We start from the raw sequence: 23,478 nt of genomic DNA, 5'->3' as shown, positions 1-23,478 counted from the left end.
TCATGCGGATCGCCATCGCCGGGGCCGGCAACGTAGGCCGGTCCATCGCCAAAGAGCTCGTCGACAACGGCCACCAGGTCATGCTCATCGAGCGGGTGCCGCGGATGGTCCGCCCCGAGCGGGTGCCGGCCGCCGAGTGGATCCTGGCCGACGCGTGCGAGCTGTCCAGCCTGCAGGAGGCCGACCTCTCCTCGTGCGACGTGGTGGTGGCCGCCACCGGCGACGACAAGGTCAACCTGGTGGTCTCGCTGCTGGCCAAGACCGAGTTCGCGGTACCACGGGTGGTGGCCCGCATCAACCGCGCCGAGAACGAGTGGCTGTTCAACGAGCAGTGGGGCGTCGACGTCTCGGTCAGCAAGCCACGGCTGATGGCAGCCTTGGTCGAGGAGGCGGTGTCGGTCGGCGACCTGGTCCGGCTGATGACCTTCCGGCAGTCCGAGGCCAACCTGGTGGAGATCACGCTGCCGGACAACGCCCCCTACGTCGGGCACCCGGTCCGCGACGTGCCGCTGCCGCACGACACGGCCCTGGTCGCGGTGCTACGCGGCCGCCGGGTGCTGGTGCCAACCCCTGACGACCCGCTGGAGGCCGGCGACGAGCTGGTGTTCGTCGTCACGTCCGAGATGGAGGAGACGGTCCGCTCCGTGATCCTAGGGAGATAGCTGTTTCTAGGCTGTTCCTAGTCTCTGGCTCTCGCTTCGCTCGAACACCGGTGGGGGGTTCCCACCCCACACCCCCCATGCCCGCTCCGCGGACACTTCTCCTGCGCTACGCGCCCCTGCGTCCACTCACTGTTTCGAGCTTTTTTCTTTCGCTCCGCTCAAGCACCGGCGGGGCCCGCGGCCCGACTCGCTTGGGCCTGGCGCGGTCGGCGATCACGTCTCACCTGCCGGGCGCTGGCCGCGGCGGAGCACGGCGTAGCGACCGGAAGTCTCCGCGATCATGCATAACTGGCACCGACACCATCGGTTTTTCATGATCACGGAGCGCTGATGTACCCCCGTGTACCAGAAGTCTCCGGGATCATGGCAAACCCGCGGTGCGGCCACCGCGGGCATCATGATCACGGAGACATACGTCCGCCGCGCCTCGCGCAGATCGGATGGTGCGGCCCAAGAGTGCGACATCCGCACCGCCAGCCCGCGGCGGCCGCCGGCGGCCGCCCGGCATGAAGCATCACGAGCAGGCGCTGCCCTCATACACCATGCCCGCTGCGCGGACACTTACCTTCGGGCTTCGCGGCCCCTGCGTCCGCCGGGGCCACGGTGGCCCTGGTCCGCTTGGGTGGGTGGGGTCAGCGGGGGTCGGGGTCGGTGGGGGTTGGGGAGGGGTCCGAGGCGCGCAGGATGCGGCGGGCCTGCCAGACGGTCAGGGCGGCGAGCAGGGCGTAGGGCGGCCAGCCCAGGGCCAGCCGGGCGATGCCGAGCAGGTCGTCGGAGTCGGCGCTGCTGTCGCGGTAGAGCAGCACCTGGATGCCGAGCTTGAGCGCGTAGACGACGGCCCAGAGCACGGTCAGCCAGACGAAGGCGCGGCGTAGCCGGACGTTGTCGTACCACCGGGTGGTGCCGCCGTCCAGGGTCACCGACCACAGCCAGCCCACCAGCGGCCGGCGGATGACCACCGAGACCAGCATGCCGACCACGTAGCCGACGGTCAGCAGCATGCCGGGCAGGTAGACGTCCTTGGCGTCGCCGCTCTTCCAGGCGATGTACGCGCCGATCGCGATGCCGAACACGCCGTTGAGCGCGTGCCGGGTCGGCTCGCGGCGGGCCAGCCGGTAGACGGCCATCGACAGCGCTGCCCCGACGGCGACGATCAGCGAGGTGCGCAGCGACCACCAGTTGAAATGGTCGCCCAGGAAGTTGACCACGATGAACAGCGTGATCGGGACGCTGGACTCGATGAGGCCGCGCACGCCGCCGAGCTGCTGGGCCATCTGGACCGAGAACGGTGGGAGCGGCTCCTCCTCGGGCGCTGCCTTCTCGGTCGCGGTCTCGTTACCAGGCTGCATCCGGCCTCATCGTGGGGTCTCGAGCTCGTAGTACGGGTTGTAGAGCACCTTACGGCCATCGCGGACCGCGATGCGGCCCTTCGCCGTGATCGCTCGACCCGGCTCGATGCCCGCGATGTGCCGCCGGCCCAGCCACACGAGCGTGACCAGGTCGCTGCCGTCGAACAGCTCCGCCTCCAGGGTCGGCAGGTTGGTGCGCGGCGTGTACACCACCGTGCGCAGCCGCCCCTTGAGGCTCACCACCTGCCCCCGCCGGCAGGTCAGCGCGGGCATGCTGCCGCACTGCTTGGCATCGCGCTGGAGCTCCTCGGCATCGAGCTCGGAGTCGCTGGCGGTGAGCCGGCGCAGAAACTTCCGCAGGCCCCGCTCCTCCATCGTGCTCGTGCTGACCGCGTTCTCACTGTCCGTGGCCATGATGACGGTGCCACCCTTCCGTTCGGCCGTCATGACACCTTCATTACGACGGTACGCGCTTTTGGTGTACTTGCGGCGAGGGCGGGATGACGGCTTTCGTCACTTGCGGCGGGGGCGGGGGGACGGCTTGCGGCGCGGGGCGGCGGCACCGTCGGCGCCGTTCGCGCCGACCGGATCGTCCGCGCCGGCGGCGGCCTGCGCGGCGCCGGCCTCGGCGACCTCCTTGGGCAGGTGCAGCGGCAGCGGCTCGCGCACCGGCATGGCCTCGTGGCCGCGATCGACGACCAGGTTGCGCAGGCACTCCAGCAGCGCCGGGGCGACCTGCGGGTCGACCGCGGCCGGGCCCTGGAACACGGCCCGGACCAGCCAGCGGGGCCCGTCGACGCCGACGAAGCGGATGTCGGTCAGCCCCTCGGGCGAGCGGACCCGGGCGCGCAGCTCGGCGCCGTAGTCCCCGGAGACCTCCTCGGCCGCGACGCCGTCGTTGAACAGCTGCTTGCGGATCTCGCCGCGGACCTCTTCCCAGATGCCCTCGGTGCGCGGCGCGGCGAACACGCCCAGCTGCAGCGCGCTCTCGCCGGAGACCAGGACGATCTGCTGGATCTTGCCGTCGTTGTCGGCCTGCACCCGCACCTCGACGCCGTCGACCGCGGGCACCTTGAGCGAGCCGAGGTCGAGCTGGGCGATGCCCTCGGGCGCCTCGGTGATGTCGTAGGGCCCCTCGGCCCGCTCCGGCTTGGCGGCGCGGGGCTCGTCGTCGTCGGCCGGGTCGAGCCCGGCGTCCGCGTCGAGGTCGAGATCCTCGTCGAGGCGGTCCTGCCGGCCGCGCGCATCGGACTTGGCGTGCCGCCCGCTCCCGCGATTGCGCGAGAAGATCACTGCTCTGCCTCCAGGTTCGCTGCCGGGACGAGTCCGGCGTGCCCGCCGGTCGACCCGTGGCCACCAGCCCCGCGCACAGTATCGGGAAGGTCCTCGACGTCGAGGAAGTGTGCCCGCTCCACGCGCTGAATCACAAGCTGCGCAATTCGGTCACCACGGGATATCTTCGCCGGTATCACTCGATCGTGATTGATGAGGTTCACCAGGATTTCCCCCCGGTACCCCGCATCGACGGTGCCCGGCGCGTTGAGCACCGTCACCCCCATCTTCGCCGCGAGCCCGGAACGCGGGTGCACGAGGCCGACGTACCCCTCGGGCAGCGCGATCGCGATCCCGGTGCGGACCAGCGCCCGCTCGCCCGGCCCGATCGTCACGTCCTGCGCCGCGTAGAGATCGGCGCCGGCGTCACCCGGGTGCGCGTAGGCGGGCAGCGGCAGGCCCGGGTCGAGCCGCCGCACGAGCACGTCCATCCCCATGCCTCCATCCTGCCGGGTCCGCCGCGGGCGCGAACACGTACCCTCGCCCACATGGCACAGCCGAATCCCTATCGCGAGCGGCTCAGCTTGTCCTGGTGGCTCTGGCTGCCCTCGGTGGCCATCGCCGCGGCGCTCGCCGCCGAGGTCAAGCTGGGCGCCCCGGGCTCGGCGACCTGGGTCGCCTACCTGGTGCTCCTGCCGCTGACCGGCGCCGGGCTGTGGTGGCTCGGGCGCATCCGCATCGAGGTGTCCAACGGCGAGCTGCGGGTCGACGACGCGCACATCCCGCTGCGGTACGTCGGCGAGGTGACCCCGGTCTCCGCGGACGACAAGCACGACCTGCTGGGGCCGTACTCGGATCCGGAGGCATTCGTCGTGCAGCGGCCGTGGATCGGGACCGCGGTGCGGGTGGAGGTCCGCGACGACGCCGATCCGACGCCGTACTGGCTGGTCAGCACCCGCCGCCCGGAAGCCCTGGCGGCGGCGCTGCGCGAGGCTCAGGCCTCGATCACCCGCTGATCCTGCTGTGCGGTCAGGTCCTTGCGGATGTCGTTGCCGAGCGCGACGGTCGCCCGGCGATTGAGGAAGCCGCCGACCGCGGCCCCGGTCAGGAACGGCCCCATGGTGCTCAGGTTGCGCCCGAACCGCTTCAGCAGCCGGTCGCGCAGCTCCTTGCGCAGCGCGGTGCCCATCGCGGCGGCGACGCTGCCGCCGACCCGCATCGGGTTGATCCCGCGCCGCTGCGCCCAGGCCTGCACGAGCGCGATCGCCCGCTGCGTGCCGCTGCCGGGAATGGACCGGCCGTAGACCGCGTGCAGCTCGCCGATGAGCTTCATCTCCACCGCCACCACGGCCACCGTCTCGGCGGCCAGCAGCACGGGGGCGGACAGCAGGGTGGGCGTGGCCACCCACTCGACCGCGGCGACCCCGCCGCCGGCCGCGCCGATGCCCGCGGTTACCCGCGAGGCGTTGCGGATGAGCCGCTCGGCCAGGGCGTCGCCCTCCAGGCCCGGATAGTGCGCCCGGAGCGTGTCCAGGTCGCGGACCGGAACGTGCGGCGCGACCCGGGTCACCGTGTCGGTGATCCAGCTCAGCGCCTTGCGCGGCTTGAACAGGTCGCGCACGCCGCGCTCGCCGATCTCGATGCGGACGAGCCGGCCCAGCAGGCGCCGGCGGTCCTTGGCGGGGACGTCGTCCTCGGTCAGCGCGACGACGGCCTGCGACAGCTCCGCCTCGTCAGCCGGGCCGGCCATCGGGCCGGCCTGCCCTTCCGGCTGGACGGGCGCGTTCTCTGCCGCTTCGTCGGCGGGCACCGGCTCGACCATCATGAACCTCCGAGGCTTCTGATTCGGCCGCCGCTTCTCACTGAAGCACGCCGGCGCCAGTTCCGCTTGATCAACTCAGGCGGGACGGGGCGTCACACGCACTCGCGGCAGATGAGCTCGCCGTTGCGCTCGACGGCCAGCTGGCTGCGGTGATGCACCAGGAAGCAGCGCGAGCAGCGGAACTCGTCGGCCTGCATCGGCAGGACCTTGACCGTCATGTCCTCGTCGGCGAGGTCGGCGCCCGGCAGCTCGAAGTTCTCGGCGAGGTCGGAGTCGTCGACGTCGACGGTCGCGGACTGCGCGTCGGTACGGCGGGACTTGAGCTCCTCGAGGCTGTCCTCCCCGAGGTCGACCTCGTCGCGACGTGGCGCGTCGTAGTCGGTGGCCATCGGTGTTCACACTCCAATTTCGTGTCGCCGGGTAGGGTCGGGCGCCCTTGGCAGCGTCGTCTGTGACGTCCAAGGGCGGCGTACCTTACCGCTCTTGTGCCGTTTGTTGTACGCCCACGCGCGGAAACTTGTTCCCACTGTGACCGAGGCGACACAACGATCTTGCCCGGCGTGCCCACAAGACCCGCGCCGCGGCGATGCGACGATACCGCCCCCTCGCGGTTCGTGCGGGGAGTCGTCCCGCAACAGCGAGGAGGAACTTCGTGGTATGTCCGGTGGGGACTTCAGCAACACCTCCGCCCAGGCGCTAACCTCTGCGGGCAGCCAGAGCGTCTTCTCTGGTGACGGATCGGCGAAATGCGGCGGGCGCGGGGAGCGAGCCATGAGTTTTGCGCGAGTGAGAGCACTCGTGGTGGTCGGCGTCCTCATCGTGGCCGCGGCCGTGTTCGTGATCGTGGCCGTGGTGAAGGACCACCAAACCGGCCCGGTCGCGCAGGGCGGCAAGTGCGCCGAGGGCGCGGTCATGGCCAACGCGAAGCTGCCCACGCAGCAAGAAGTCAAGGTCACCATTTACAACGCCACCAACCGTACCGGCGTGGCCTCCGATGTGGCCAACGACTTCCTCAGCCGCCAGTTCAAGGAGGCCAAGGTGGTCACCAACGCCCCCAACCCGCCGGTGAACAAGGCCGGCGACGTGGTGGCGGTGATCCGCTTCGGACCGCAGACGGTCGGCGCGGCGTGGCTGGTGCGGGCGTACTTCCTGGACCAGGCCCGGCCCGAGTTCGACAAGGCCCGCCAGGACGACAAGGTGGAGATCATTCTGGGCGGCAAGTTCAAACAGCTGCCCACGACGACCGAGGTCAACCAGGCCATCGCCGCCCTGGGCAACCCCGAGCTGCCCGAGGGCACCTGCGCCAAAGATGAGGGCTGATCCGGGCCGGGGGATTTTCAGAGCTACCGCGATGTCCGTCGTGGTCCGGACCGTAACTCCCGTGGCCTCACCGTCCGCGGGTAGTCACGGTCCCAGGACCGCGGCGGGTGAGGGATCCCGGTCAGGGGCCCTCGGCGGCGCCCAGGGCGCTGAGGCGGTCGTGGAGCTGGCCGTGCAGCGCCGGCGGGGCCGCGACCAGCATGTCCGGGCCGGGTGGGGCGCCGTCCAGCCCGGTGACCAGCGCGCCCGCCTCGGCGGCGATGAGGCCCCCGGCGGCGTGGTCCCAGGGGTTGAGGCCCTGCTCGTAGTAGGCGTCCAGGGTCCCCTCGGCGACCAGGCACAGGTCGATCGACGCGGCGCCGAACCGGCGGATGTCGCGGATGTGCCCGATCAGCCCGGCCAGCACCTGGGCCTGGTGCAGCCGGCGCGGCGCGGCGTAGCCGAAGCCGGTGCCGACCAGCGCCTGGCCGAGGTCGGTCTCGCCGGATACGGCCAGCCGGGCGTCCCCGGCGAACGCGCCGCCGCCCCGGGTCGCGGTCCACTCCCGGCCGGTCGCGGCGTTGCGGACCACGCCGGCCTCCACCACGCCGTCGACCTCGGCGGCCAGCGAGACCGCGTACTGTGGCAGGCCGTAGAGGTAGTTCACGGTGCCGTCGATCGGGTCGAGGATCCAGCGCACCCGGGCGCCGTCGCGGCCGCCGCCGTACTCTTCCCCGAGTACCGCATCGTCCGGACGGGCCTCGCGGAGGGCATCGCGCACGAATTGTTCGACGGCGCGGTCCGCGGCGGTCACCACATCGGTGGCGGTCGACTTGGTCGCGACGGCCGCGACGCCATCGGCCCGCATGCGGGCGGCCAGGTCGCTCGCGGAGCGGGCGACGGAGACGGCGAGGGCCAGAAGTTCGGCCGATTGGTCCATGGTCACCATCCTTTCAAAGCCACCTCGCGCCCGGCACAGCCCATCCGTTCGGTCACAAGACGCGCGTCCGGCGCCCTCAAGAGGGGATGTTGGGGCGAGAGAGCGTTACAATTCACGCGCTGCCCGCTGTCGTTAGTGAATCCGCCAAGGACCCACGGCGCACGGGCGCTACCAAAGCAACCCGGCCACCTCAGCACGGCCGCGCCGTGCGCGAACTCCGGCCGCACCGGCCGTCGCTCGCTCATCGCACCGGAAGGTCGTTCGTGACAGCAGCTCACCAGCCCAGCGTTGACGTTCGCTCCCTCGCAGACACGCTGATCGCGCGTGCCGCCGCCAACGGGGGGCATCTCACCTCGGCGGAGGTCGCGAAGGCGGTCGAGACCGCAGACGTGACTCCGGCACATGCCAAGAAGCTGCTGAGGAGCCTGGCCGAGGCGGGCGTGACCGTCGTGGTCGACGACTCCGCCAACGGCCGGCGCCGCGTCGCCGCGGCCCGGTCCGCCACTCCCGCGTCCAAGGCGGCCACCGCGAAGGCCGCGCCGACCCGCAAGGCGGCACCCGCTGCCATGCCGCTCACAGCCGTCGAGCCCATTCCCGAGCCGGCGGCGGCGAAGAAGGTCCCCGTGAAGAAGGCCGCGCCATCGGCGCCCACCGCATCCGCCGCGGCAGCTGCCGCGCCCGCCGCCTCGACCGCGCCCGTCGCGGCCCCGGCGAAGAAGGCCCCGCCGGCCAAGAAGGCGGCGGTGAAGAAGGCCGCGCCGGCGAAGGCGGCCCCGCCGCCCCCGGCGAAGAAGGCGGCGCCCGAGGCGGCCGCCGAGCCGGCCGCTCCGGCCACGGCCCCCGGCGAGGAGCCGGACATCGAGGAGCTCGACGCCGAGGCCCTGGCCGCGGAGATCGAGGACGTCGTCATCGACGAGCCGGTCGAGGAGACCAAGGCCGCCGAGGCCGACGCCGAGGCGACCGCCACCGACGACGACTTCGCGTGGGACGACGACGAGTCCGAGGCGCTCAAGCAGGCCCGGCGCGACGCCGAGCTCACCGCGTCCGCCGACTCCGTGCGGGCGTATCTGAAGCAGATCGGCAAGGTGCCGCTGCTCAACGCCGAGCAGGAGGTCGAGCTCGCCAAGCGCATCGAGGCCGGGCTGTATGCGGCCGAGCGCCTGCGCGCGGCCGAGGAGGCCGGCGAGCCGATGGTCTTCCCGGCCGTCCGCGACTTCCTGTGGATCTCCCGCGACGGCGAGCGGGCCAAGAACCACCTGCTCGAGGCCAACCTCCGGCTGGTCGTCTCGCTCGCCAAGCGGTACACCGGCCGCGGCATGGCCTTCCTGGACCTCATCCAGGAGGGCAACCTGGGCCTGATCCGCGCCGTGGAGAAGTTCGACTACACCAAGGGCTACAAGTTCTCCACCTACGCCACCTGGTGGATCCGCCAGGCCATCACCCGCGCCATGGCCGACCAGGCCCGCACCATCCGCATCCCGGTGCACATGGTCGAGGTGATCAACAAGCTCGGCCGCATCCAGCGCGAGCTGCTCCAGGACCTGGGCCGCGAGCCCACCCCGGAGGAGCTGGCCAAGGAGATGGACATCACGCCGGAGAAGGTGCTGGAGATCCAGCAGTATGCGCGCGAGCCCATCTCCCTCGACCAGACCATCGGCGACGAGGGCGACAGCCAGCTCGGCGACTTCATCGAGGACTCCGAGGCCGTCGTCGCGGTCGACGCGGTCTCCTTCTCGCTGCTGCAGGACCAGCTTCAGCAGGTCCTGCAGACGCTGTCGGAGCGCGAGGCGGGCGTCGTGCGGCTGCGGTTCGGCCTCACCGACGGCCAGCCGCGGACCCTGGACGAGATCGGCCAGGTCTATGGCGTGACCCGGGAGCGAATTCGCCAGATCGAGTCCAAGACGATGTCGAAGCTGCGCCATCCCTCGCGTTCTCAGGTGCTGCGGGACTACCTCGACTGAACGGCCGTTTTTCCGCTGTGCGCGAACCCGGGTCGCCCCTTTGGGGCGACCCGGGTGTGTTTCCGGTCACCGCGGGCATTACAACAGCCGTGGCGGCGCGCCGGCCCACTTGTGATCGCAAGCCCGGCGCGATAGGAAGCACGTAGCGGGTATTCGTCTCCTACCTGGACCGGCCCCGCCGCACGTTGGAAAATGTGACATCGGTCCCGCACACCGAGCGGGAACGATGTCGGGCAACACGGTGTTGAACCGTCTGTGAACGACGCAAGGAAGCGTTCGTCGGTGACGATCAGAGGAGGAAGGCGATGACCCCGACCCTCACGCCGCCGCCGGAGACGGCGGCGCCCCCCGCCGCCGAGGAACGGTGCGACCGCTGCAACGCGGCAGGGAAACTCCGGGTCAGACTCGCCGAAGGCGGCGATCTGATCTTTTGTGGACATCACGCCAACAAGTACGCCGACCAGCTGGTGAAGATCGCCGTCGAGTATGCCGTGGCCCCGGACTTCTCATGGCGCGGCACGGAGCTCCTGGCCGGCTGAGACCGATACGGTTACCGCAGGGCGTCCCTCCGGGATGCCCTGCGGTCGTTTTTCGGCCTTCGGCGCTCCCTCGGCGCCGGCTTTGGGCGGCTTGGACCGTCTAGGCCGATCCTGTCCCCACTGCGCCGCTCTTGGCGGCCCCGCGCCTTTGGGGAGCTACGCCAGATCTGACGTTTTCGTCACCAATCTACTACGCAGCGTAGCCGACGCCGTGGGCTACAGGGTCTGAATCGTGGCGATGCGCTCTTCCAGCTGCTCGATCGTCGCCTGGGCGCTGGGCGGGCCGCCGCAGAGCCGGCGCAGCTCGGCGTGGATCTTGCCGTGCGGCAGGCCCGTGCGGTGGTGGTGCGCGGCGACCAGGGTGTTGAGCTGGCGGCGCAGGACGATGCGCCGCTCCCCCGCCGTCCGCGGCTGGGGCGGGGCCTCCGGGGCCGCGGTGGCGGTCGTCGGGGACTTGCGGCGCTCGGCGGCGACCTGCTCGGCCTGCCGCTTGGAGAGCAGGGCGGAGACCTGGTCCGGGGTCAGCAGGCCCGGCAGCCCGAGGTACTCCTCCTCCTCGGGCGTCCCGGTCTGGGCCGGCACGCCGAAGGTGGCCCCGTCGAAGATGACCTGGTCGAGCTCGGCGGTCGCGGACAGCGCCTCGAAGGTCTTCTCGAGCTCGCCGCTCGCCTTCTCCTCCCGGTTGGCCCGGGCCAGCTCGTCGTCGTCGAAGCCGTCCTTGGTCTTCGGCTCGCCCAGCACGTGGTTGCGCTGCGCCTCCAGCTCGCTGGCGAGCTCGAGCAGGTGCGGCACGCTGGGCACGAACACCGTGGCCGTCTCGCCGGTCCGGCGGGCCCGCACGAAGCGGCCGATCGCCTGGGCGAAGAACAGCGGGGTCGACGCGCTGGTGGCGTAGACGCCGACAGCGAGGCGCGGGATGTCCACGCCCTCGGACACCATGCGGACCGCGACCATCCAGCGCTCGGCCGACGCGGCGAACGCGGCGATCCGGCCCGAGGCGCCCACGTCGTCGGACAGGACCACGACCGCCTTCTCGCCGCTGATCTCGCCGAGCACCTTCGCGTAGGCGCGGGCGGACTGCTGGTCGCTCGCGATCACCAGGCCGCCGGCGTCGGGCATGCCCCCGGCGCGCAGGTTCTGCAGGCGGGCGTCGGCGGCGCGCAGCACCTGCGGCATCCAGTCGCCGGTGGGATCCAGCGCGGTACGCCACGCCTGCGCGATGAGGTCCTGCGTCATCGGCTCGCCCAGCCGGGCGGCCAGCTCGTCGCCGGCCGAGGTGCGCCAGCGGGTCTCGCCGGAGTACGCCAGGAAGATCACCGGGCGGACGACACCGTCGCGCAGCGCGTCCGAGTAGCCGTAGACGGTGTCCGAGCGCGACCGGGCGATGCCGTCGGGCCCGCGCTCATACTCCACGAACGGGATCGGGTTGTCGTCCGAGCGGAACGGGGTACCGGTGAGCATCAGCCGCCGCACCGCCGGCTCGAACGCCGCCTTCACGCCATCGCCCCACGACTTGGAGTCGCCGGCGTGGTGGATCTCGTCCAGCACGACCAGGGTGCGCCGGGTCAGGGTGCGCCGCTTGTGCACCGCGGGGGCGATGCCCACCTGTGCGTAGGTGACCACGGTCCCGTGGAAGTCGGCGGCGGCGTGCACGTCGGAGTTGCGGAACCCGGCGTCGAGGTCGATGCCGACCCGGGCCGCCGCCTGCGCCCACTGCGTCTTGAGGTGCTCGGTGGGGGTGACCACGGTGAGGTTGTCGACGGTACCGTCACCGAACAGCTCAAGGGCGACGCGCAGCGCGAACGTGGTCTTCCCGGCGCCGGGCGTCGCGACGGCGAGGAAGTCCTCGCGCTTGCCACGCAGATACTCCATGAGCGCCCTGCGCTGCCACACCCGAAGCGTCTGCCCTTGCTGCACCACCGGCCGCGGCGGCATGCGGCACCCCTCCCGTATCGCGGCCCGTAGCCGGCGGTTTGTCTGGCTGGCCCGAGCGTGCTCGGCCCATACTCGGCAGTTCGTCCGTTTGACCCAGGCTTACTCGGCCCGCGATCAACGGTTTGTCCGTTTGGTCCGGACTTACCCGGCCCATGATCGGTGATTTGTCCGTTTGGTCCGACCTTGGGCGCATGAAAACGCCCTCGCGTCAGCGCGGACCGCGAAGGCGTTGACAGCCTAGCGGGCGTCGGCCGGCGGCGCGCCGAACCGAGCCGCAAGTCACGAAGTCGGGTCGTCGTTCTGGACCACGTTTTCGTAGATGTCCTTGCACACCGGGCAGACCGGGAACCGGCTGGGGTCGCGCGAGGGCACCCAAAGCTTGCCGCACAGCGCCCGCACCGGCGTTCCCTCGATCATGGCCTGCATGATCTTGTCCTTCGGCGCGTAGTGCGAGAACTTCTCGTGGTCGCCTTCGTCGTAGCGATAGTCGGTGCTGGTCTGCTCATCGACGCGCTCGTCGGTGAGAGTCCCGCCACCGTGCTCGGGAGTGGTCGTCACGGTCCCAGTCTGCCAGGCTCGGCGAGAATTGGCCCGCACGGGCGGGGCTATCGTGGGCACGTGATCAACCACGCCATCCGGTTCGGCGCCGACGTCGAGGCCGCCCGCACCTCCGGCGCGCCGATCGTGGCGCTGGAGAGCACCATCATCTCGCACGGCCTGCCCCGCCCGGACAACCTGCGGGTCGCGAAGGAGATCGAGGCGACGGTCCGCGCGGCGGGCGCCGTGCCGGCCACCATCGGCATGATCCGCGGCGAGATCGTCGTCGGCCTGGACGAGGCCGAGATCACACACCTGGCCGCCAGCGACGACGTGGTCAAGCTCTCCGTGCGCGACCTGGCCCCGGCCGCCGCCGCCCGCGCCGACGGCGCCACGACGGTCGCCGCCACCTCCGCCATCGCCACCCGCGCCGGCATCGCCGTATTCGCCACCGGCGGCCTGGGCGGCGTCCACCGCGGCGCCGCCACCACCTTCGACGAGTCCGCCGACCTGACCGCCCTGTCCAGGCTGCCCATCGCGATCGTCTGCGCGGGCGTGAAGTCGATCCTCGACGTCGGCGCCACCCTGGAGCGCCTGGAGACGCTGGGCGTCAGCGTGATCGGCTACGGTACCCGCCGCTTCCCCGGCTTCTACCTCACCGACGCCGGCTACGACCTGGACTGGTCCGCCGACGACCCGGAAGCGGTCGCCGAGGTCATCCGCGCCGCCAGCACCCACGACGTGCACCGCGGCGCCCTGATCGTGGCCAACCCGCTACCCGCCGGCGAACAACTCGACCCGGCCTTGCACGACCGAGTCCTGACCGAGGGCCTGGCCGGCCTGGAGCGCGACGGCATCACCGGCAAGGACGTGACCCCGTACCTCCTGTCGCACTTCCACACCGCGACCGAGGGCCGCAGCCTCGACGTCAACGTCCGCATCATCCTGCGCAACGCCGACCTGGCCGCCCGCATCGCCGCCGCCCTGTGACCACCCCCGCCCCCTCCCCCACCGGCGGCCCAACCCCCACCGCCCGCGCCGCCACCACCGCCCCACGGGCAACGGGTAGGGGACCAACGACCACCGCCGGAACCGCGCTTGTCCCCGCACCTGCGAGCACGACAGGGCCACCATCCGGCGTCGGACCGACGACCGGCGCCGCACCCGCGATCGCAGCCACCTCTGCCGCCGCCACCTCTGCCGCCGCCACCTCTGCCGCCGCCACCCCAGCCGCTGCGGCCGAGGCCATCCGGCCTGGGGCCGCCGCCTCGGCCACGGCCGACTCAGGCGCAGGCGGGTCCGCGGGCCGCGGGGCGGGCGGGACGGTCGTCGTCATCGGCGACGTCGTCACGGACATCCTGACCGTGCACGAGGGCCCGCTGGCCATCGGCTCGGACACGATCGCGAGCGTGCGCATCCGCGGCGGCGGCTCGGCCGCGAACACCGCCGCCTGGCTGGCCGCCGCCGGCTGCCCCGTGCTCTTCACCGGCGTCGCGGGCGACGACGAGCCCGGCGAAGCCCGCGTAGCCGAACTGCACGCCGCCGGCGTCACGACCAGCGTGCGCCGCGCCCCCGGCGCCCCCACGGGCACCGTCGTCGTCCTGACCTCCGACGCCGAGCGCACCATGTTCACCGACCGCGGCGCGAACCGCCTCCTGGCCCCCGCCGACGTCGACCGCGCCCTGAACACCCCGGGCGTGTACCACCTCCATCTCTCGGCATACGTCCTCTTCGACCCCGACTGCGCCCCCGCCGGCCGCTACGCGCTCGCCGAGGCCCGCCGCCGAGGCCTGACGACCAGCCTGGACGCCGCATCCGCCGCCCCGCTCGAACGCCTGGGGGCCGGCGCCTTCCTGGCCGCGATCCCCAGACCCGGCATCCTCTTCGCCAACCTCGACGAGGCCCGCGTGCTAGCCACCCCGCCCCCGTCCCCCGCCACGCCGCGAACCACCCCGTCCCCATCCACCACCCCGTCCCCCGCCACGCCGCGAGCGACCCCGTCCCCATCCACCGCCGTGCCGCGAACCACCCCCGCGCCGCGAACCACCCTCGTGCCCGAAGCCGCCGCCGCGCCCGAAGCCGCCGCCGGGCCGGAGGGCACCGCCGGGCGCGAAGCCGCCGCCGGGCGCGAAGGCACCGCCGAGCGCGAAGGCACCGCCGAGCGCGAAGGCACCGCCGAGGAGACGCGACGCCTGGCGAGGGCCCTGCTGCAATACGCGGACGCGGCCGTGGTCAAGTCCGGCGCGGACGGCGCCACCTGGACGGACGGCAACGAGGACGTCCACGCCCGCGGGGTGGCGGTGCCCGAGGTGATCGACCCGACGGGCGCGGGCGACGCCTTCGCCGCCGGCTTCCTGGCGGCCTGGCTGACCGGTCAAGGACCGGCCGCGGCACTGCGCCGCGGCAACGAGCTCGGCGCCCGGGCGGTGACCCAGCTGGGCGGCAGACCGGAACCCGAACGGCCGTGACCTCGCTCCGGCGCGACCGGAAGTCTCCGCGATCACGCAGAACCGCAGCACACACCACGCGTTTTCCATGATCGCGGAGACAAAATGTACCCATAGGCACAATATTTCTCCAAGATCACGCAAAACCCGCACCGTCGAGGCGCGCACCTGCATGATCGCGGAGACTTCCAGTCGCAGCGGACGCCGAGGCGGCACTCGCCACGGCCTACGGCAGCGCAGCGCAGCCCGGATCGGTTCCGGCGCGCGGCGCTGGAGGCACGGGCCGGTCTACTCGGAGTCGATGATCCGGTGCTCGCGGTCGTGCAGGGCCCGCGACGGGTCGGGGTGCGAGGTCGGCGACCGCCGCCGGAGCCGGTTGCGCAGCTGGTGCTCGGGGCGGGGGGCGGCGTCGTTCGCGAGGAGGACCGCGACCATCGGCAGACCGACGCCGCCCATCAGACAGAGGGTGAGCCACAGCCACAACAGCGGCGGCCGGGTGGCGACCAGGATCGCGGCGACCACGATGCACAGGGCGCGCAGCACCATCATGATCACATACCTCACCTCGCGAGCGCGGAGCTCCTGCTCGGGGCTGCGCGGCGCGTCGGTGATCAGCTGTGGACGTACCCTGCGGGCCATTACGTCGAGTCTGCCACGACCGTCCGGACGATGATGACTCAGATGTCGGTGGGTTTCGTGGGTGGCTTCGCCCCCGCGACCGCGCCCGCGCCCGCGCCGACCCCGGCGTCGCGGGCCGTGGTGCCGGTGGCCAGCAGGTCGCGGATCTCGGTGAGCAGGCGGATCTCGTCGCTGGGCGCCTCCGGCTCCGGCTCGAGGCCCCGCTTGCGGCGCTCGGCGAGCTTGTTCATCGGCAGGACGACCAGGAAGTACACGGTCGCGGCGGTCAGCACGAACGTGATCACGGCATTGATGAAGGTCGGCCAGTCGAGGACCTGCTTGCCGACCTTCAGGCCCTGCGCTCCCTCGATGCCGATGCCGCCGGTCAGCTTGATCAGCGGTTGGAGGAAGCCCTCGGTGAACGCGGTGACGACGCCGTTGAAGGCGGCGCCGATGACGACGGCGACGGCAAGCTCGATGACATTGCCGCGCGAGATGAAATCCCGGAATCCCTTCAGCACGTAGGCACCTTACGACCGGTCGGCCCGCCACGCACCTGATGCCGCCGTGGCGCGCCCGGCGAGCCGCCCGTGCGCGGGACGATCTATCCCTTGCCGGCCTTCGCTTCCGCCTTCATCTGTTTCTTGTACTCCCGGACCTTGGCCAGGGACGAGTCGTCCACGATGTCGGCGACCGAGCGGTAGGAGCCGTCCTCGCCGTACCCCCCGGCCGCCTCCCGCCAGCCCTCCGGCCGCACGCCGCACTGCTTGCCCAGCAGGGCCACGAAGATCTGCGCCTTCTGCTTGCCGAAGCCCGGCAGGCCCAGCACCCGGCTCAGCAGCTCCGCGCCGTCGTCGGCGCCGGCCCAGATCCCGGCCGGGTCGCCGTCGTAGCGCTCGACGATCACCCGGCAGACCTCCTGCACCCGGGCCGCCATCGCCTTGGGGAAGCGATGCAGCGCCGGCGGCGTCGCGAAGATCTCGACCAGCGCGCCGGGGTCGAAGCCAGCGAGCTCCGGCGCGGTCGGCTCGTGCCCGAGCCGCTGCGCCAGCACCCACGGCGACGTGAACGCCTTCTCCAGCGTTATCTGTTGATCGAGCGTCATGCCGATCAGCATCCCGAGGGGGCTGCGGGTCAGGTACTCGTTCGCGGCGTCATCGATCGGCAACGTGATGGCCATACCGACATCCTGCCCGCGGGGCGCCCCTATCGTCACGTGATTCGCCGTACCTCACGACTACGCTTGGCACACACGAGGCTGGAGGTGACATGGCAACGCTCGATCGACCCCGGATCGAACAGCGCACCCCGGAGGATCTGGTTCGCGACGTCCAGCGCGGTGTGGTGCGGATCCCCCAGTTCCAGCGAGGGTTCAAGTGGGAGGCGGGGGACGTCGTCAAGCTGTTCGACAGCATTCTCCGCGGCTTCCCGATCGGCAACCTCCTGCTGTGGCGGCGCCCCGCGCCCGCTCAGACGCTCCACGTCGGGCCGCTGACCATCGAGGCGCCGGAGCTCGACTCGGCCCTGTGGGTGGTGGACGGCCAGCAGCGCATCACCTCGCTCGTCGGTGCCCTGTGCGCGGCGCACGCCGCCACGGACCTGCGCTTCCGGGTGCATCTGGACCTGGACTCCGGCGAATTCCACACTGCGGGCACCCGGCAGCAGCCGCCGAACACCTGGATCCCGGTCAGCTTCCTGCTCGACACCGCGACCCTGCTGCGCTGGATGCGGGAAAACGGCGAGTGGCTCTCGGACGAGCAACTCAAGCTGGCGGACCAGGCGGCGAAGGCGATCCGGGAGTACCAGATCCCCACCTATGTGGTGACAACGGACGACGAGAAGCCACTGCTGGACATCTTCACCCGGATGAACAATGCCGGAAAGCGGCTCACGAAGGCCGAGATCTTCCAGGCCCTGCACTCCCAGACCGCCGGCGACGCGCCGATGACCCTGGCGGCGATCGGCCGCGGGCCAGCTGAGCTCGGCTTCGGTGCGCTCGACGACCAACTCGTGCTCCGCTGTGTGCTCGCCTACCGCGGTGGCGACATCTTCCGCACCGACTTCGAGGGCGAGTTCGAGTCGGCTGCGGACCAGGCCGAGACGTTCCGCGCGTTGGCCGCGAACCTGCGGGACGTGGTCGCGTTCCTGCGAGACGTGGCCGAGATCCCGCACGTGAAGCTGCTGCCGTACTCCCACGTGGTCCCAGTGCTCGTCCGCTTCGTCAGGCTGCACGGCGCCCCGGAGGGCCGAGCGGCGACGCTGCTGCGGCGGTGGGTCTGGCGCGGCGCGGTGGTCGGCACCCGTGCCCGCGGCCAGAGTGTCGCCGACATGCGCGGGCAGATCAGCGCTGTGAAGCGATCGGATCCGGTGGCAGCCGCCGGCGCCCTGCTCGAACGAGTGCCCACCGACATCCGCTTCACCGCCGAGCTTGACAAGGTTCATTTCAACCAGGCGATGACCAAGATCAACGTACTCTGCCTCTGGTCCGCCGAGCCACGCGAGCCCACAACCGGCATACCGGTCGACATCGCCCGGCTGCTGGACGAGGGCAACCCACTACGGCCGATCTTCGACAGCACCAACCTCGCCTTGGCCGGCACGATCGCCAACCGCATCATCGGCGCCGCCTCCGGCCCGGCTTCGATCCTGCGGAAGGAATTGGCCAAGGCATCCCCTGAGGTGGCCGAGAGCCACCTGCTCGACAAAAGGACCCAGAATCTGTTGGCCAAGCCGTCACCCGCCGCATTTCTCGAACGGCGCGCCGACACGTTGACCGCCGCGTTCGAACGACATGTCGATCGCATGGCGGAGTGGGGGGCGCGCGACGGCCGGTCGATCGCCGATCTGTTGAGGACGGGCTGAGTGACGACGACGGCCGAGGTCCGCCTGCACGGACGGCACGTCGGGCTTCTGCACTACAACAAGGGCCGCACCGAATTCGTGTACGAAGACGATCTCGACTCCCCGAGCCACCGGACGCTCGGGCAGATCTTCGAGGACGACCCGCGGACCGTGCGCCGGGCGAGAACAGGCGTTCCCGACTGGTTCGCGAACCTGCTGCCTGAAGGCGCGCTCCGCCGGCAGATCATCCGCGAGTTGGGCGGCGGCAACATCGGGAACTTCACCCTGCTGCTGAAGCTGGGCGCAGACCTGCCTGGTGCGGTCACGGTCCACTCCGACACCGTGCCGGCCGACGACGTCGCACTCCAGGCGCCGCGCGACGTGCCGGACTATCCGCTGCGGCACTCGCTCGCGGGGGTTCAGCTGAAGTTCTCCGTCTCCACCGACCGCTTGACCACGCGGGTGAGCGGAGCGGGCGGCTGGTGGATCGTCAAGCTGCCCGACCGGACGTTCCTCGATCTGCCCGCGAATGAGTACCTGACCATGCGGTGGCTGGCCGCGATCGGCTGCGAGGTGCCGGCGATCGACCTCGTGGCGGCGAAGGACATCGCGGGCATCCCGGACGGGCTGGCGGACCCGAGCGAGCGGCTCTACATCATCGAGCGGTTCGACCGGACCCCGGCCGGGCGGGTACACGTCGAGGATTTCGCGCAGGTCGCGGACGTCGGGCCGATGTTCAAGTACGGCGAGCCCGGCCAGTCCTACGACGGCCTCGGCGCGGCCATCGCCCGGTTGTGCGGCCCGGAGGGGTACTTCGACTTCATCCGGCGCCTGACCGCAATGATCGTCATCGGCAACACCGACGCTCATCTCAAGAACTGGGCACTGCGCTACGCCGACGGACGGACGCCCAGCCTCGCGCCCGTGTACGACTTTCACTCACTCACGATTTACAGCCGGTACCGGTACCAACCGCTCTCGCTGAGCATCAACGGCCAGAAAGAGCCCAACGGAATCACGCCGGACGACTTCCGGCGGATGGCCGAGCGGATCGGCGAGGACCCCGAGGCGACGGTCGGCACTGTCCGCGAGACCGTCGAGCGTATGCGGGCCACCTGGGCCGGTGAGCTACTGGACGAAGCGCGCGGGCGGTTCGAGCCACTCACCAGGCACTACGCGGAGCGGCTGCGCTCACTGCCGATCAGCGCGGGGTCGGCGAGCCGCAGATAGCTCACCAGGACAACCCCGCGACCACCCGTGACCCGAAACCATAAACGGCGATGGATACCGCCCCGGCGTTACGGCTTTGCGGGACATTTCACAGGCCGGTGACGGGCGGCAGGCAAACCGTTAACCTTCTTTCCACTTAACGGTTTGCGGTCAAGGGAGCACCCAATGCGCCGATTCCTGACCGTTCTCCTGTTCTTCGCCGCGTTCGTCGTGATTCCGGGGGTACCGGCATCAGCGGCGACCTACCCGGTCCAGGTCTACGGGGCGTGGCACTGCGGCAACGACGCCTGCACGTGGGGCACGGTGCGCACGGTCGCCGAGTTCGACAGCAAGAACCACTGGCTGATCGACCTCGACCGCAAGGCGACCGCCGACTGGCTGCGCACCGACGCGCCGGTCCTCGACTACGCCAACGCGATGGTGCCCTCCAAGCAGCCCGCGGCCGGCGGCGCGACCTCGAACTGGCAGGAGCACCTCGACGGCAAGCCCCAGTACTCGCCCCCGATCCCGCCGCTGTCCCCGGCGAAGTTCACCGGCAGCCTGTACGTCGCCGAGGGCAGCAAGGTCCGCCCCGAGTGCAACGATTTCGCCGCCTCGCTGCAGCAGTCGACCGGTTCCTTCGTGCAGTCGACGGGCATGCTCGGCTACATGTTCTGGGCCGCGGAAAAGCCCTCGACCCGGGGCGTCGGCACCATTCCGCCGAACACCTGCGAGGGCGGTGTGGGAGCCGGCGCGACGGCGTACCAGATCCCGATCCCATTGCCCGCCCTGCGCCAGAACTGATGCTCCGCGGTCACCGAACAATGCCGCGCCATAAACGGCGACGACGATCACACATACCAATTCCAAATGCGCATGCTCAGCAGTAAAGAACCGGGACGGCGGAGTGAGCGCCGAAGAGCGTCAGCCCGAGGAGGCGAAGCTGGCCCGGTAGGAGGCCATCCAGTCGCGCTGCTCGCGGATCAGGTCGGTCTCCTCGGCCAGCGTGTTGCTGAAGATCTGCTCGGACGGCGGGTCGGGCAGGGCCAGGCACGCCGAGCGGGTCTCCGCGGCCACCTGCGCCGCCTCGTCGGCCAGGTCGGTGAAGAACCGCTCGTCGGCCCAGCCCTGGGCGCGCACGAGCCGCTCCACGCGGGCGATCGGGTCGCGGGCGCGCCACAGGTCCACCTCGTCCTCCGAGCGGTACCGGCGCGGGTCGTCCGAGGTGCTGTGCCCGGCGATGCGGTACGTCGTCGCCTCGATGAAGGCCGGCCGCCCGCCCTGGCGCACCGACTCCGCAGCAACCGCGGTGACCGCGTGGACGGCCAACACGTCGTTGCCGTCGACGAGGTACCCCTCCAGGCCGAAGCCCTCGGCCCGCCGGTGCAGCGGGGCGGCCATCTGGCGGGTCGTCGCGGTGGAGATGGCCCACTGGTTGTTCTGGCAGAAGAAGACCACCGGGGCGCCGGCGACCGCGGCCCAGTTCAGCGCCTCGCTCACGTCGCCCTGGCTGCTCGCGCCGTCGCCGAAATACGCCAGGACGACCTCGGACGAGCCGTCGAGGCGGACGCCGACCGCGTAGCCGGCGGCGTGCAGCGCCTGGGTGCCCAGCACGAGGCTGTAGATGTGGAAGCGGTACCGCGCCGGGTCCCAGCCGCCGTGGGTCACCCCGCGCCACTGGGCCAGCAACTCGGCCGGGGTGACGCCGCGGCAGCGCGCGGCGGCGTGCTCCCGGTAGCTGGGGAAGACGTAGTCGCCCGGGTCCAGGGCGCGGATCGACCCGACCTGGGCGGCCTCCTGACCCAGGCACATCAGCCACAGGCCCAGCTCGCCCTGGCGCTGCAGGGCCAGCGCCTCCTCGTCGAAGCGGCGGGCCAGGACCATGTCGCGCAGCAGTGCGCGGCACAATTCGGGCGTTACCTCCAGGGGCGCGCGCTCGTCGGCACGCAGCGTGCCGTCCGGCGCCAACAGCTGGATCATGGCGTCAATCTACGCCGGACATTGCGTCGCCGGGTGCTTGGCTGGGCCGATGTCCGGCCTATGGTTGGCTCGGCAGCGAGGCCCCGGTCTCCAGCAAGGTCTTGAGGCCGCTGAGGACCCGCGCCCACGCCTCGTCGCGCTCCGGATCCGGCCGCGGATCGAGGTCGTCACAGGTCAGGGCGACCCGGGTGAGGCCCGGCTCCGCCGCGGACAGGTCCCAGGTCAGCCAGCAGTGCGCGTCCGGCTCCGGGCCGACGCCGGTGAGCAGGCTGTGGACGAGTTGGGCGCCGGGCGCGGCGTGCAGGATCTCGCCGTGCAGCGCGTCGGGCACCGGCCCCTGTGTGGTGCGGAACACGATCGGGGCGCCGGGGCACCACTGCGACTCGACGGCCAGGCCGAGGTAGTACCGGCGGGTCTCGTCCGGCTCGGTGAGGGCGCGCCAGACCCGGTCGGGCGTGGCGGCGATGTAGAGCGTGAAGGTCTGGGTACGCATACCGCAGAATCTTCCGTGCTCCGCTTGGCACAAACTTGAGATCTATTTGCGCAGCGGCGCGAGAAACCCGACACAGACCAGGACGCGACACACGGAGGAACGGCGCATGGAGGATCTCATCCGGGAGTTGGAGGCGCATGAGGAGCGCCTGCTGTTCGACCGGTTCGACAACGAGGACGCGTGGGCGCTGGGTTGCCTGCTCGTCGAGGTGGCCAAGGAGCGGTCGCTGCCGATCACGATCGACGTGCGCCGGGGCGGTCAGCAGCTGTTCCACGCCGCGCGGCCGGGCACGGCGCCGGACAACGACCGGTGGATCGAGCGCAAGATCCGGGTGGTGGAGCGGCTGCACGCCTCCTCGTTCCTGGTCGGGCGCCGGCTGGAGGCGCGCGGCCGGGTGTTCGACGCGGCGTACGGCGTGGATCCCGCAGACTACGCCACGCACGGGGGCGCGTTCCCCATCCGCGTCCGCGATGTGGGCGTCGTCGGCGTGGTCACCGTGTCCGGGCTGCCGCAGGCGGACGATCATGCGCTGGTCGTGGAGGTGCTCGGGCGGTTCCTCGGCCAGGTGTCGTGATCCCGATAAGGCGCTTGCGGCGGTAAGGCCGCACGATGCCGCGTGTGAATACACGCATTGCGTTATCGATGGTCGTGCCGGGCATCTTCGCGGCCGTCGCCCTGGCCGGCTGCTCCGACGACACGCCGGTCGACATCGCCGAACCGCCCGCGACCACGGTGCCCGCGTCGAGCCCGGCGCCGGCGGCCGCCCCGAGCAGCGCGGCGCCCACCAGCGCCGCGCCGTCGGCCGGCGCGTCCGGGCCCGGCTGCCCGGTCACCGCGGCCGTGCTGGAGAAGGCGTTCAAGGCCAGCCCCGAGATCATGAGCGCGCTGGTGCTCGGCAAGGGGCTCAACAACATCAGCTGCTACGCGGGGTGGGCCACCGCGAACACCCAGCCGACCGACGTCGACGTGGCGGTGGTGGTCTTCAAGTACGACGCCGCCAAGAAGACGTGGGTGGCGCAGAGCGGCGGCACCGACGGCGTATGCCGGTACGGGGTGCCCGCGGACATCGCGACACACCTCAAGGGATGCCAGAACTAGTGGATCGAGTGTCGTAGATTGCCGGGGTGAGATACACACTCCTCGCTGTGCTCGCCGGAGCGGCCGCCACCCTTGCGGCCTGCTCCGGCGGGTCGCCCATCCCCAGCACTACGTTCAGCCCCGCCGAGGTGTCCCCGCCGCCGCAGACCGGCCCGGCGCCGCTCAAGCCCGGCGCGAGCCCGCAGGCCGGCTGCCCGGTCGACGCGGCCACCCTCGAGAAGGCCCTCGCCGCGAACGCGCAGCTCGTCTCCGCCGTCCAGCTGGGCAAGGGCCTCACCGACATCAGCTGCGCGCAGGACTACGCCACCGCACACACCGAGGGCGACCGGGCGACGGTGCTGTTCAACTACGACACCGCCCAGAAGATGTGGCTCGCGCTTGCGGGGGGTACGTCCAATGCATGCGACAAGGCTCCGGCGGAGATCCGCAAAGAGCTCAAGAACTGCGGCTGAGGTCTGGTACAAATCCTCGCGTTA

The 23,478-nt window shown here is 71.2% G+C and carries 27 protein-coding genes; 13 read left to right on the top strand and 14 right to left on the bottom strand.

Annotated features, from left to right (window positions below):
• Positions 1-2 precede the first annotated feature (2 nt).
• Positions 3-662, top strand: a complete 660-nt coding sequence (locus ACQPXD_RS08485) for a potassium channel family protein (RefSeq protein ID WP_432836452.1) — start codon at positions 3-5, stop codon at positions 660-662.
• A gap of 632 nt (positions 663-1,294) precedes the next feature.
• Here the strand turns inward: ACQPXD_RS08485 and ACQPXD_RS08480 are convergent.
• The 4 genes from ACQPXD_RS08480 to dut form a co-directional block, all read right to left on the bottom strand.
• Entirely contained in the window at positions 1,295-2,011 is a 717-nt protein-coding gene (locus ACQPXD_RS08480) for a DUF3159 domain-containing protein (protein WP_432836450.1), read from the bottom strand.
• Between the two features lie 6 nt (positions 2,012-2,017).
• Positions 2,018-2,425, bottom strand: a complete 408-nt coding sequence (locus ACQPXD_RS08475) for an OB-fold nucleic acid binding domain-containing protein (RefSeq protein WP_432843733.1) — start codon at positions 2,423-2,425, stop codon at positions 2,018-2,020.
• 99 nt (positions 2,426-2,524) lie between these two features.
• A complete protein-coding gene (locus ACQPXD_RS08470; protein ID WP_432836448.1) occupies positions 2,525-3,304 on the bottom strand; it encodes a DUF3710 domain-containing protein in 780 nt (259 codons plus the stop codon).
• Positions 3,301-3,780: a dUTP diphosphatase gene (gene dut / locus ACQPXD_RS08465; RefSeq protein ID WP_432836446.1), complete on the bottom strand. Its 480-nt coding sequence runs from the start codon at positions 3,778-3,780 to the stop codon at positions 3,301-3,303. Before dut ends, ACQPXD_RS08470 begins: the two co-directional genes overlap by 4 nt.
• 51 nt (positions 3,781-3,831) lie before the next feature.
• Here dut and ACQPXD_RS08460 point away from each other — a divergent pair, with 51 nt between their 5' ends.
• Complete coding sequence (locus ACQPXD_RS08460) at positions 3,832-4,299, top strand: DUF3093 domain-containing protein (protein ID WP_432836444.1); 468 nt, start codon at positions 3,832-3,834, stop codon at positions 4,297-4,299.
• Here the strand turns inward: ACQPXD_RS08460 and ACQPXD_RS08455 are convergent.
• Together ACQPXD_RS08455 and ACQPXD_RS08450 are read right to left on the bottom strand one after the other, a co-directional pair.
• The gene (locus tag ACQPXD_RS08455; protein ID WP_432843731.1) at positions 4,278-5,105 is read right to left on the bottom strand and encodes a hypothetical protein; all 828 of its coding nucleotides are present in this window, start codon (positions 5,103-5,105) and stop codon (positions 4,278-4,280) included. The genes ACQPXD_RS08460 and ACQPXD_RS08455 overlap by 22 nt on opposite strands.
• Positions 5,106-5,197: 92 nt before the next feature.
• On the bottom strand, positions 5,198-5,494 hold the full coding sequence (locus ACQPXD_RS08450; RefSeq protein WP_432836442.1) for a DUF4193 domain-containing protein: 297 nt from the start codon (positions 5,492-5,494) through the stop codon (positions 5,198-5,200).
• A gap of 397 nt (positions 5,495-5,891) precedes the next feature.
• On the opposite strand from ACQPXD_RS08450, the gene ACQPXD_RS08445 reads away from it, so the two are divergent.
• On the top strand, positions 5,892-6,425 hold the full coding sequence (locus ACQPXD_RS08445; RefSeq protein WP_432836440.1) for a LytR C-terminal domain-containing protein: 534 nt from the start codon (positions 5,892-5,894) through the stop codon (positions 6,423-6,425).
• A 121-nt stretch (positions 6,426-6,546) separates the two neighbouring features.
• Here the strand turns inward: ACQPXD_RS08445 and ACQPXD_RS08440 are convergent, their stop codons facing one another.
• Complete coding sequence (locus ACQPXD_RS08440) at positions 6,547-7,353, bottom strand: inositol monophosphatase family protein (RefSeq protein WP_432836438.1); 807 nt, start codon at positions 7,351-7,353, stop codon at positions 6,547-6,549.
• A 254-nt stretch (positions 7,354-7,607) separates the two neighbouring features.
• Here ACQPXD_RS08440 and ACQPXD_RS08435 point away from each other — a divergent pair, with 254 nt between their 5' ends.
• Complete coding sequence (locus ACQPXD_RS08435; RefSeq protein ID WP_432836436.1) at positions 7,608-9,305, top strand: RNA polymerase sigma factor; 1,698 nt, start codon at positions 7,608-7,610, stop codon at positions 9,303-9,305.
• Positions 9,306-9,610: 305 nt separating this feature from the next.
• The gene (locus ACQPXD_RS08430) at positions 9,611-9,844 is read left to right on the top strand and encodes a DUF7455 domain-containing protein (RefSeq protein ID WP_432836434.1); all 234 of its coding nucleotides are present in this window, start codon (positions 9,611-9,613) and stop codon (positions 9,842-9,844) included.
• A 216-nt stretch (positions 9,845-10,060) separates the two neighbouring features.
• On the opposite strand, the gene ACQPXD_RS08425 is transcribed toward ACQPXD_RS08430, so the two are convergent.
• Together ACQPXD_RS08425 and ACQPXD_RS08420 are read right to left on the bottom strand one after the other, a co-directional pair.
• On the bottom strand, positions 10,061-11,779 hold the full coding sequence (locus ACQPXD_RS08425) for a DEAD/DEAH box helicase (protein WP_432836433.1): 1,719 nt from the start codon (positions 11,777-11,779) through the stop codon (positions 10,061-10,063).
• Between the two features lie 279 nt (positions 11,780-12,058).
• The gene (locus ACQPXD_RS08420) at positions 12,059-12,337 is read right to left on the bottom strand and encodes a DUF3039 domain-containing protein (RefSeq protein ID WP_432836431.1); all 279 of its coding nucleotides are present in this window, start codon (positions 12,335-12,337) and stop codon (positions 12,059-12,061) included.
• 60 nt (positions 12,338-12,397) lie between these two features.
• Between ACQPXD_RS08420 and ACQPXD_RS08415 the strand changes: the two genes are divergently transcribed.
• Both ACQPXD_RS08415 and ACQPXD_RS08410 read left to right on the top strand, forming a co-directional pair.
• Positions 12,398-13,306 carry a pseudouridine-5'-phosphate glycosidase gene (locus ACQPXD_RS08415; RefSeq protein ID WP_432836429.1) on the top strand — a complete coding sequence of 303 codons (909 nt, stop codon included), beginning with the start codon at positions 12,398-12,400 and terminating at the stop codon, positions 13,304-13,306.
• Between the two features lie 374 nt (positions 13,307-13,680).
• Positions 13,681-14,784: a carbohydrate kinase family protein gene (locus tag ACQPXD_RS08410; protein ID WP_432836427.1), complete on the top strand. Its 1,104-nt coding sequence runs from the start codon at positions 13,681-13,683 to the stop codon at positions 14,782-14,784.
• 267 nt (positions 14,785-15,051) lie between these two features.
• Here ACQPXD_RS08410 and ACQPXD_RS08405 read toward each other — a convergent pair whose 3' ends face one another.
• The 3 genes from ACQPXD_RS08405 to ACQPXD_RS08395 form a co-directional block, all read right to left on the bottom strand.
• Positions 15,052-15,402: a DUF3099 domain-containing protein gene (locus ACQPXD_RS08405; RefSeq protein WP_432836425.1), complete on the bottom strand. Its 351-nt coding sequence runs from the start codon at positions 15,400-15,402 to the stop codon at positions 15,052-15,054.
• A gap of 38 nt (positions 15,403-15,440) precedes the next feature.
• Positions 15,441-15,902 (bottom strand): large conductance mechanosensitive channel protein MscL, encoded by a 462-nt coding sequence (gene mscL, locus ACQPXD_RS08400; RefSeq protein ID WP_432836423.1) that lies wholly within the window; start codon positions 15,900-15,902, stop codon positions 15,441-15,443.
• 83 nt (positions 15,903-15,985) lie between these two features.
• A complete protein-coding gene (locus ACQPXD_RS08395) occupies positions 15,986-16,561 on the bottom strand; it encodes an HhH-GPD-type base excision DNA repair protein (RefSeq protein WP_432836421.1) in 576 nt (191 codons plus the stop codon).
• 89 nt (positions 16,562-16,650) lie between these two features.
• On the opposite strand from ACQPXD_RS08395, the gene ACQPXD_RS08390 reads away from it, so the two are divergent.
• The 3 genes from ACQPXD_RS08390 to ACQPXD_RS08380 all read left to right on the top strand — a co-directional run bounded on the left by ACQPXD_RS08390 (position 16,651) and on the right by ACQPXD_RS08380 (position 20,235).
• Positions 16,651-18,243 (top strand): GmrSD restriction endonuclease domain-containing protein, encoded by a 1,593-nt coding sequence (locus tag ACQPXD_RS08390; protein WP_432836419.1) that lies wholly within the window; start codon positions 16,651-16,653, stop codon positions 18,241-18,243.
• Positions 18,244-19,452, top strand: coding sequence for a type II toxin-antitoxin system HipA family toxin (locus ACQPXD_RS08385; RefSeq protein ID WP_432836417.1), 1,209 nt, complete (start codon positions 18,244-18,246; stop codon positions 19,450-19,452). It begins immediately after the preceding gene.
• Positions 19,453-19,617: 165 nt separating this feature from the next.
• Complete coding sequence (locus tag ACQPXD_RS08380) at positions 19,618-20,235, top strand: hypothetical protein (protein ID WP_432836415.1); 618 nt, start codon at positions 19,618-19,620, stop codon at positions 20,233-20,235.
• A gap of 120 nt (positions 20,236-20,355) precedes the next feature.
• Here the strand turns inward: ACQPXD_RS08380 and ACQPXD_RS08375 are convergent, their stop codons facing one another.
• Together ACQPXD_RS08375 and ACQPXD_RS08370 are read right to left on the bottom strand one after the other, a co-directional pair.
• Positions 20,356-21,411: a thiamine pyrophosphate-dependent enzyme gene (locus tag ACQPXD_RS08375; protein WP_432836413.1), complete on the bottom strand. Its 1,056-nt coding sequence runs from the start codon at positions 21,409-21,411 to the stop codon at positions 20,356-20,358.
• 58 nt (positions 21,412-21,469) lie between these two features.
• A complete protein-coding gene (locus ACQPXD_RS08370; protein ID WP_432836411.1) occupies positions 21,470-21,904 on the bottom strand; it encodes an SRPBCC domain-containing protein in 435 nt (144 codons plus the stop codon).
• Positions 21,905-22,010: 106 nt separating this feature from the next.
• Between ACQPXD_RS08370 and ACQPXD_RS08365 the strand changes: the two genes are divergently transcribed.
• Genes ACQPXD_RS08365 through ACQPXD_RS08355 form a run of 3 tightly spaced genes read left to right on the top strand, consistent with a single transcriptional unit; the run spans position 22,011 to position 23,454 of the window.
• On the top strand, positions 22,011-22,478 hold the full coding sequence (locus tag ACQPXD_RS08365) for a heme-degrading domain-containing protein (protein ID WP_432836409.1): 468 nt from the start codon (positions 22,011-22,013) through the stop codon (positions 22,476-22,478).
• Positions 22,479-22,522: 44 nt separating this feature from the next.
• The gene (locus tag ACQPXD_RS08360; protein WP_432836407.1) at positions 22,523-23,002 is read left to right on the top strand and encodes a hypothetical protein; all 480 of its coding nucleotides are present in this window, start codon (positions 22,523-22,525) and stop codon (positions 23,000-23,002) included.
• 26 nt (positions 23,003-23,028) lie between these two features.
• Complete coding sequence (locus tag ACQPXD_RS08355) at positions 23,029-23,454, top strand: hypothetical protein (RefSeq protein WP_432836405.1); 426 nt, start codon at positions 23,029-23,031, stop codon at positions 23,452-23,454.
• Positions 23,455-23,478 lie beyond the last annotated feature (24 nt).

The sequence above is a fragment of the Dactylosporangium sp. CA-092794 genome (assembly GCF_050948465.1).
Classification (GTDB): Bacteria; Actinomycetota; Actinomycetes; order Mycobacteriales; family Micromonosporaceae; genus Dactylosporangium.
The sequence above is the reverse complement of the archived record's forward strand: the minus strand, read 5'-3'. Positions and strand labels throughout refer to the sequence as shown.

What these genes read in the sequence shown, in the direction of transcription:
- ACQPXD_RS08485 (WP_432836452.1), top strand. Translation starts at nt 3, where the DNA reads ATGCGGATCGCCATCGCCGGGGCCGGCAACGTAGGCCGGTCCATCGCC.
- ACQPXD_RS08480 (WP_432836450.1), bottom strand. Translation starts at nt 2,011, where the DNA reads ATGCAGCCTGGTAACGAGACCGCGACCGAGAAGGCAGCGCCCGAGGAG.
- ACQPXD_RS08475 (WP_432843733.1), bottom strand. Translation starts at nt 2,425, where the DNA reads ATGGCCACGGACAGTGAGAACGCGGTCAGCACGAGCACGATGGAGGAG.
- dut (WP_432836446.1), bottom strand. Translation starts at nt 3,780, where the DNA reads ATGGGGATGGACGTGCTCGTGCGGCGGCTCGACCCGGGCCTGCCGCTG.
- ACQPXD_RS08460 (WP_432836444.1), top strand. Translation starts at nt 3,832, where the DNA reads ATGGCACAGCCGAATCCCTATCGCGAGCGGCTCAGCTTGTCCTGGTGG.
- ACQPXD_RS08455 (WP_432843731.1), bottom strand. Translation starts at nt 5,105, where the DNA reads ATGGTCGAGCCGGTGCCCGCCGACGAAGCGGCAGAGAACGCGCCCGTC.
- ACQPXD_RS08450 (WP_432836442.1), bottom strand. Translation starts at nt 5,494, where the DNA reads ATGGCCACCGACTACGACGCGCCACGTCGCGACGAGGTCGACCTCGGG.
- ACQPXD_RS08440 (WP_432836438.1), bottom strand. Translation starts at nt 7,353, where the DNA reads ATGGTGACCATGGACCAATCGGCCGAACTTCTGGCCCTCGCCGTCTCC.
- ACQPXD_RS08430 (WP_432836434.1), top strand. Translation starts at nt 9,611, where the DNA reads ATGACCCCGACCCTCACGCCGCCGCCGGAGACGGCGGCGCCCCCCGCC.
- ACQPXD_RS08425 (WP_432836433.1), bottom strand. Translation starts at nt 11,779, where the DNA reads ATGCCGCCGCGGCCGGTGGTGCAGCAAGGGCAGACGCTTCGGGTGTGG.
- ACQPXD_RS08405 (WP_432836425.1), bottom strand. Translation starts at nt 15,402, where the DNA reads ATGGCCCGCAGGGTACGTCCACAGCTGATCACCGACGCGCCGCGCAGC.
- ACQPXD_RS08395 (WP_432836421.1), bottom strand. Translation starts at nt 16,561, where the DNA reads ATGGCCATCACGTTGCCGATCGATGACGCCGCGAACGAGTACCTGACC.
- ACQPXD_RS08390 (WP_432836419.1), top strand. Translation starts at nt 16,651, where the DNA reads ATGGCAACGCTCGATCGACCCCGGATCGAACAGCGCACCCCGGAGGAT.
- ACQPXD_RS08380 (WP_432836415.1), top strand. Translation starts at nt 19,618, where the DNA reads ATGCGCCGATTCCTGACCGTTCTCCTGTTCTTCGCCGCGTTCGTCGTG.
- ACQPXD_RS08375 (WP_432836413.1), bottom strand. Translation starts at nt 21,411, where the DNA reads ATGATCCAGCTGTTGGCGCCGGACGGCACGCTGCGTGCCGACGAGCGC.
- ACQPXD_RS08370 (WP_432836411.1), bottom strand. Translation starts at nt 21,904, where the DNA reads ATGCGTACCCAGACCTTCACGCTCTACATCGCCGCCACGCCCGACCGG.
- ACQPXD_RS08365 (WP_432836409.1), top strand. Translation starts at nt 22,011, where the DNA reads ATGGAGGATCTCATCCGGGAGTTGGAGGCGCATGAGGAGCGCCTGCTG.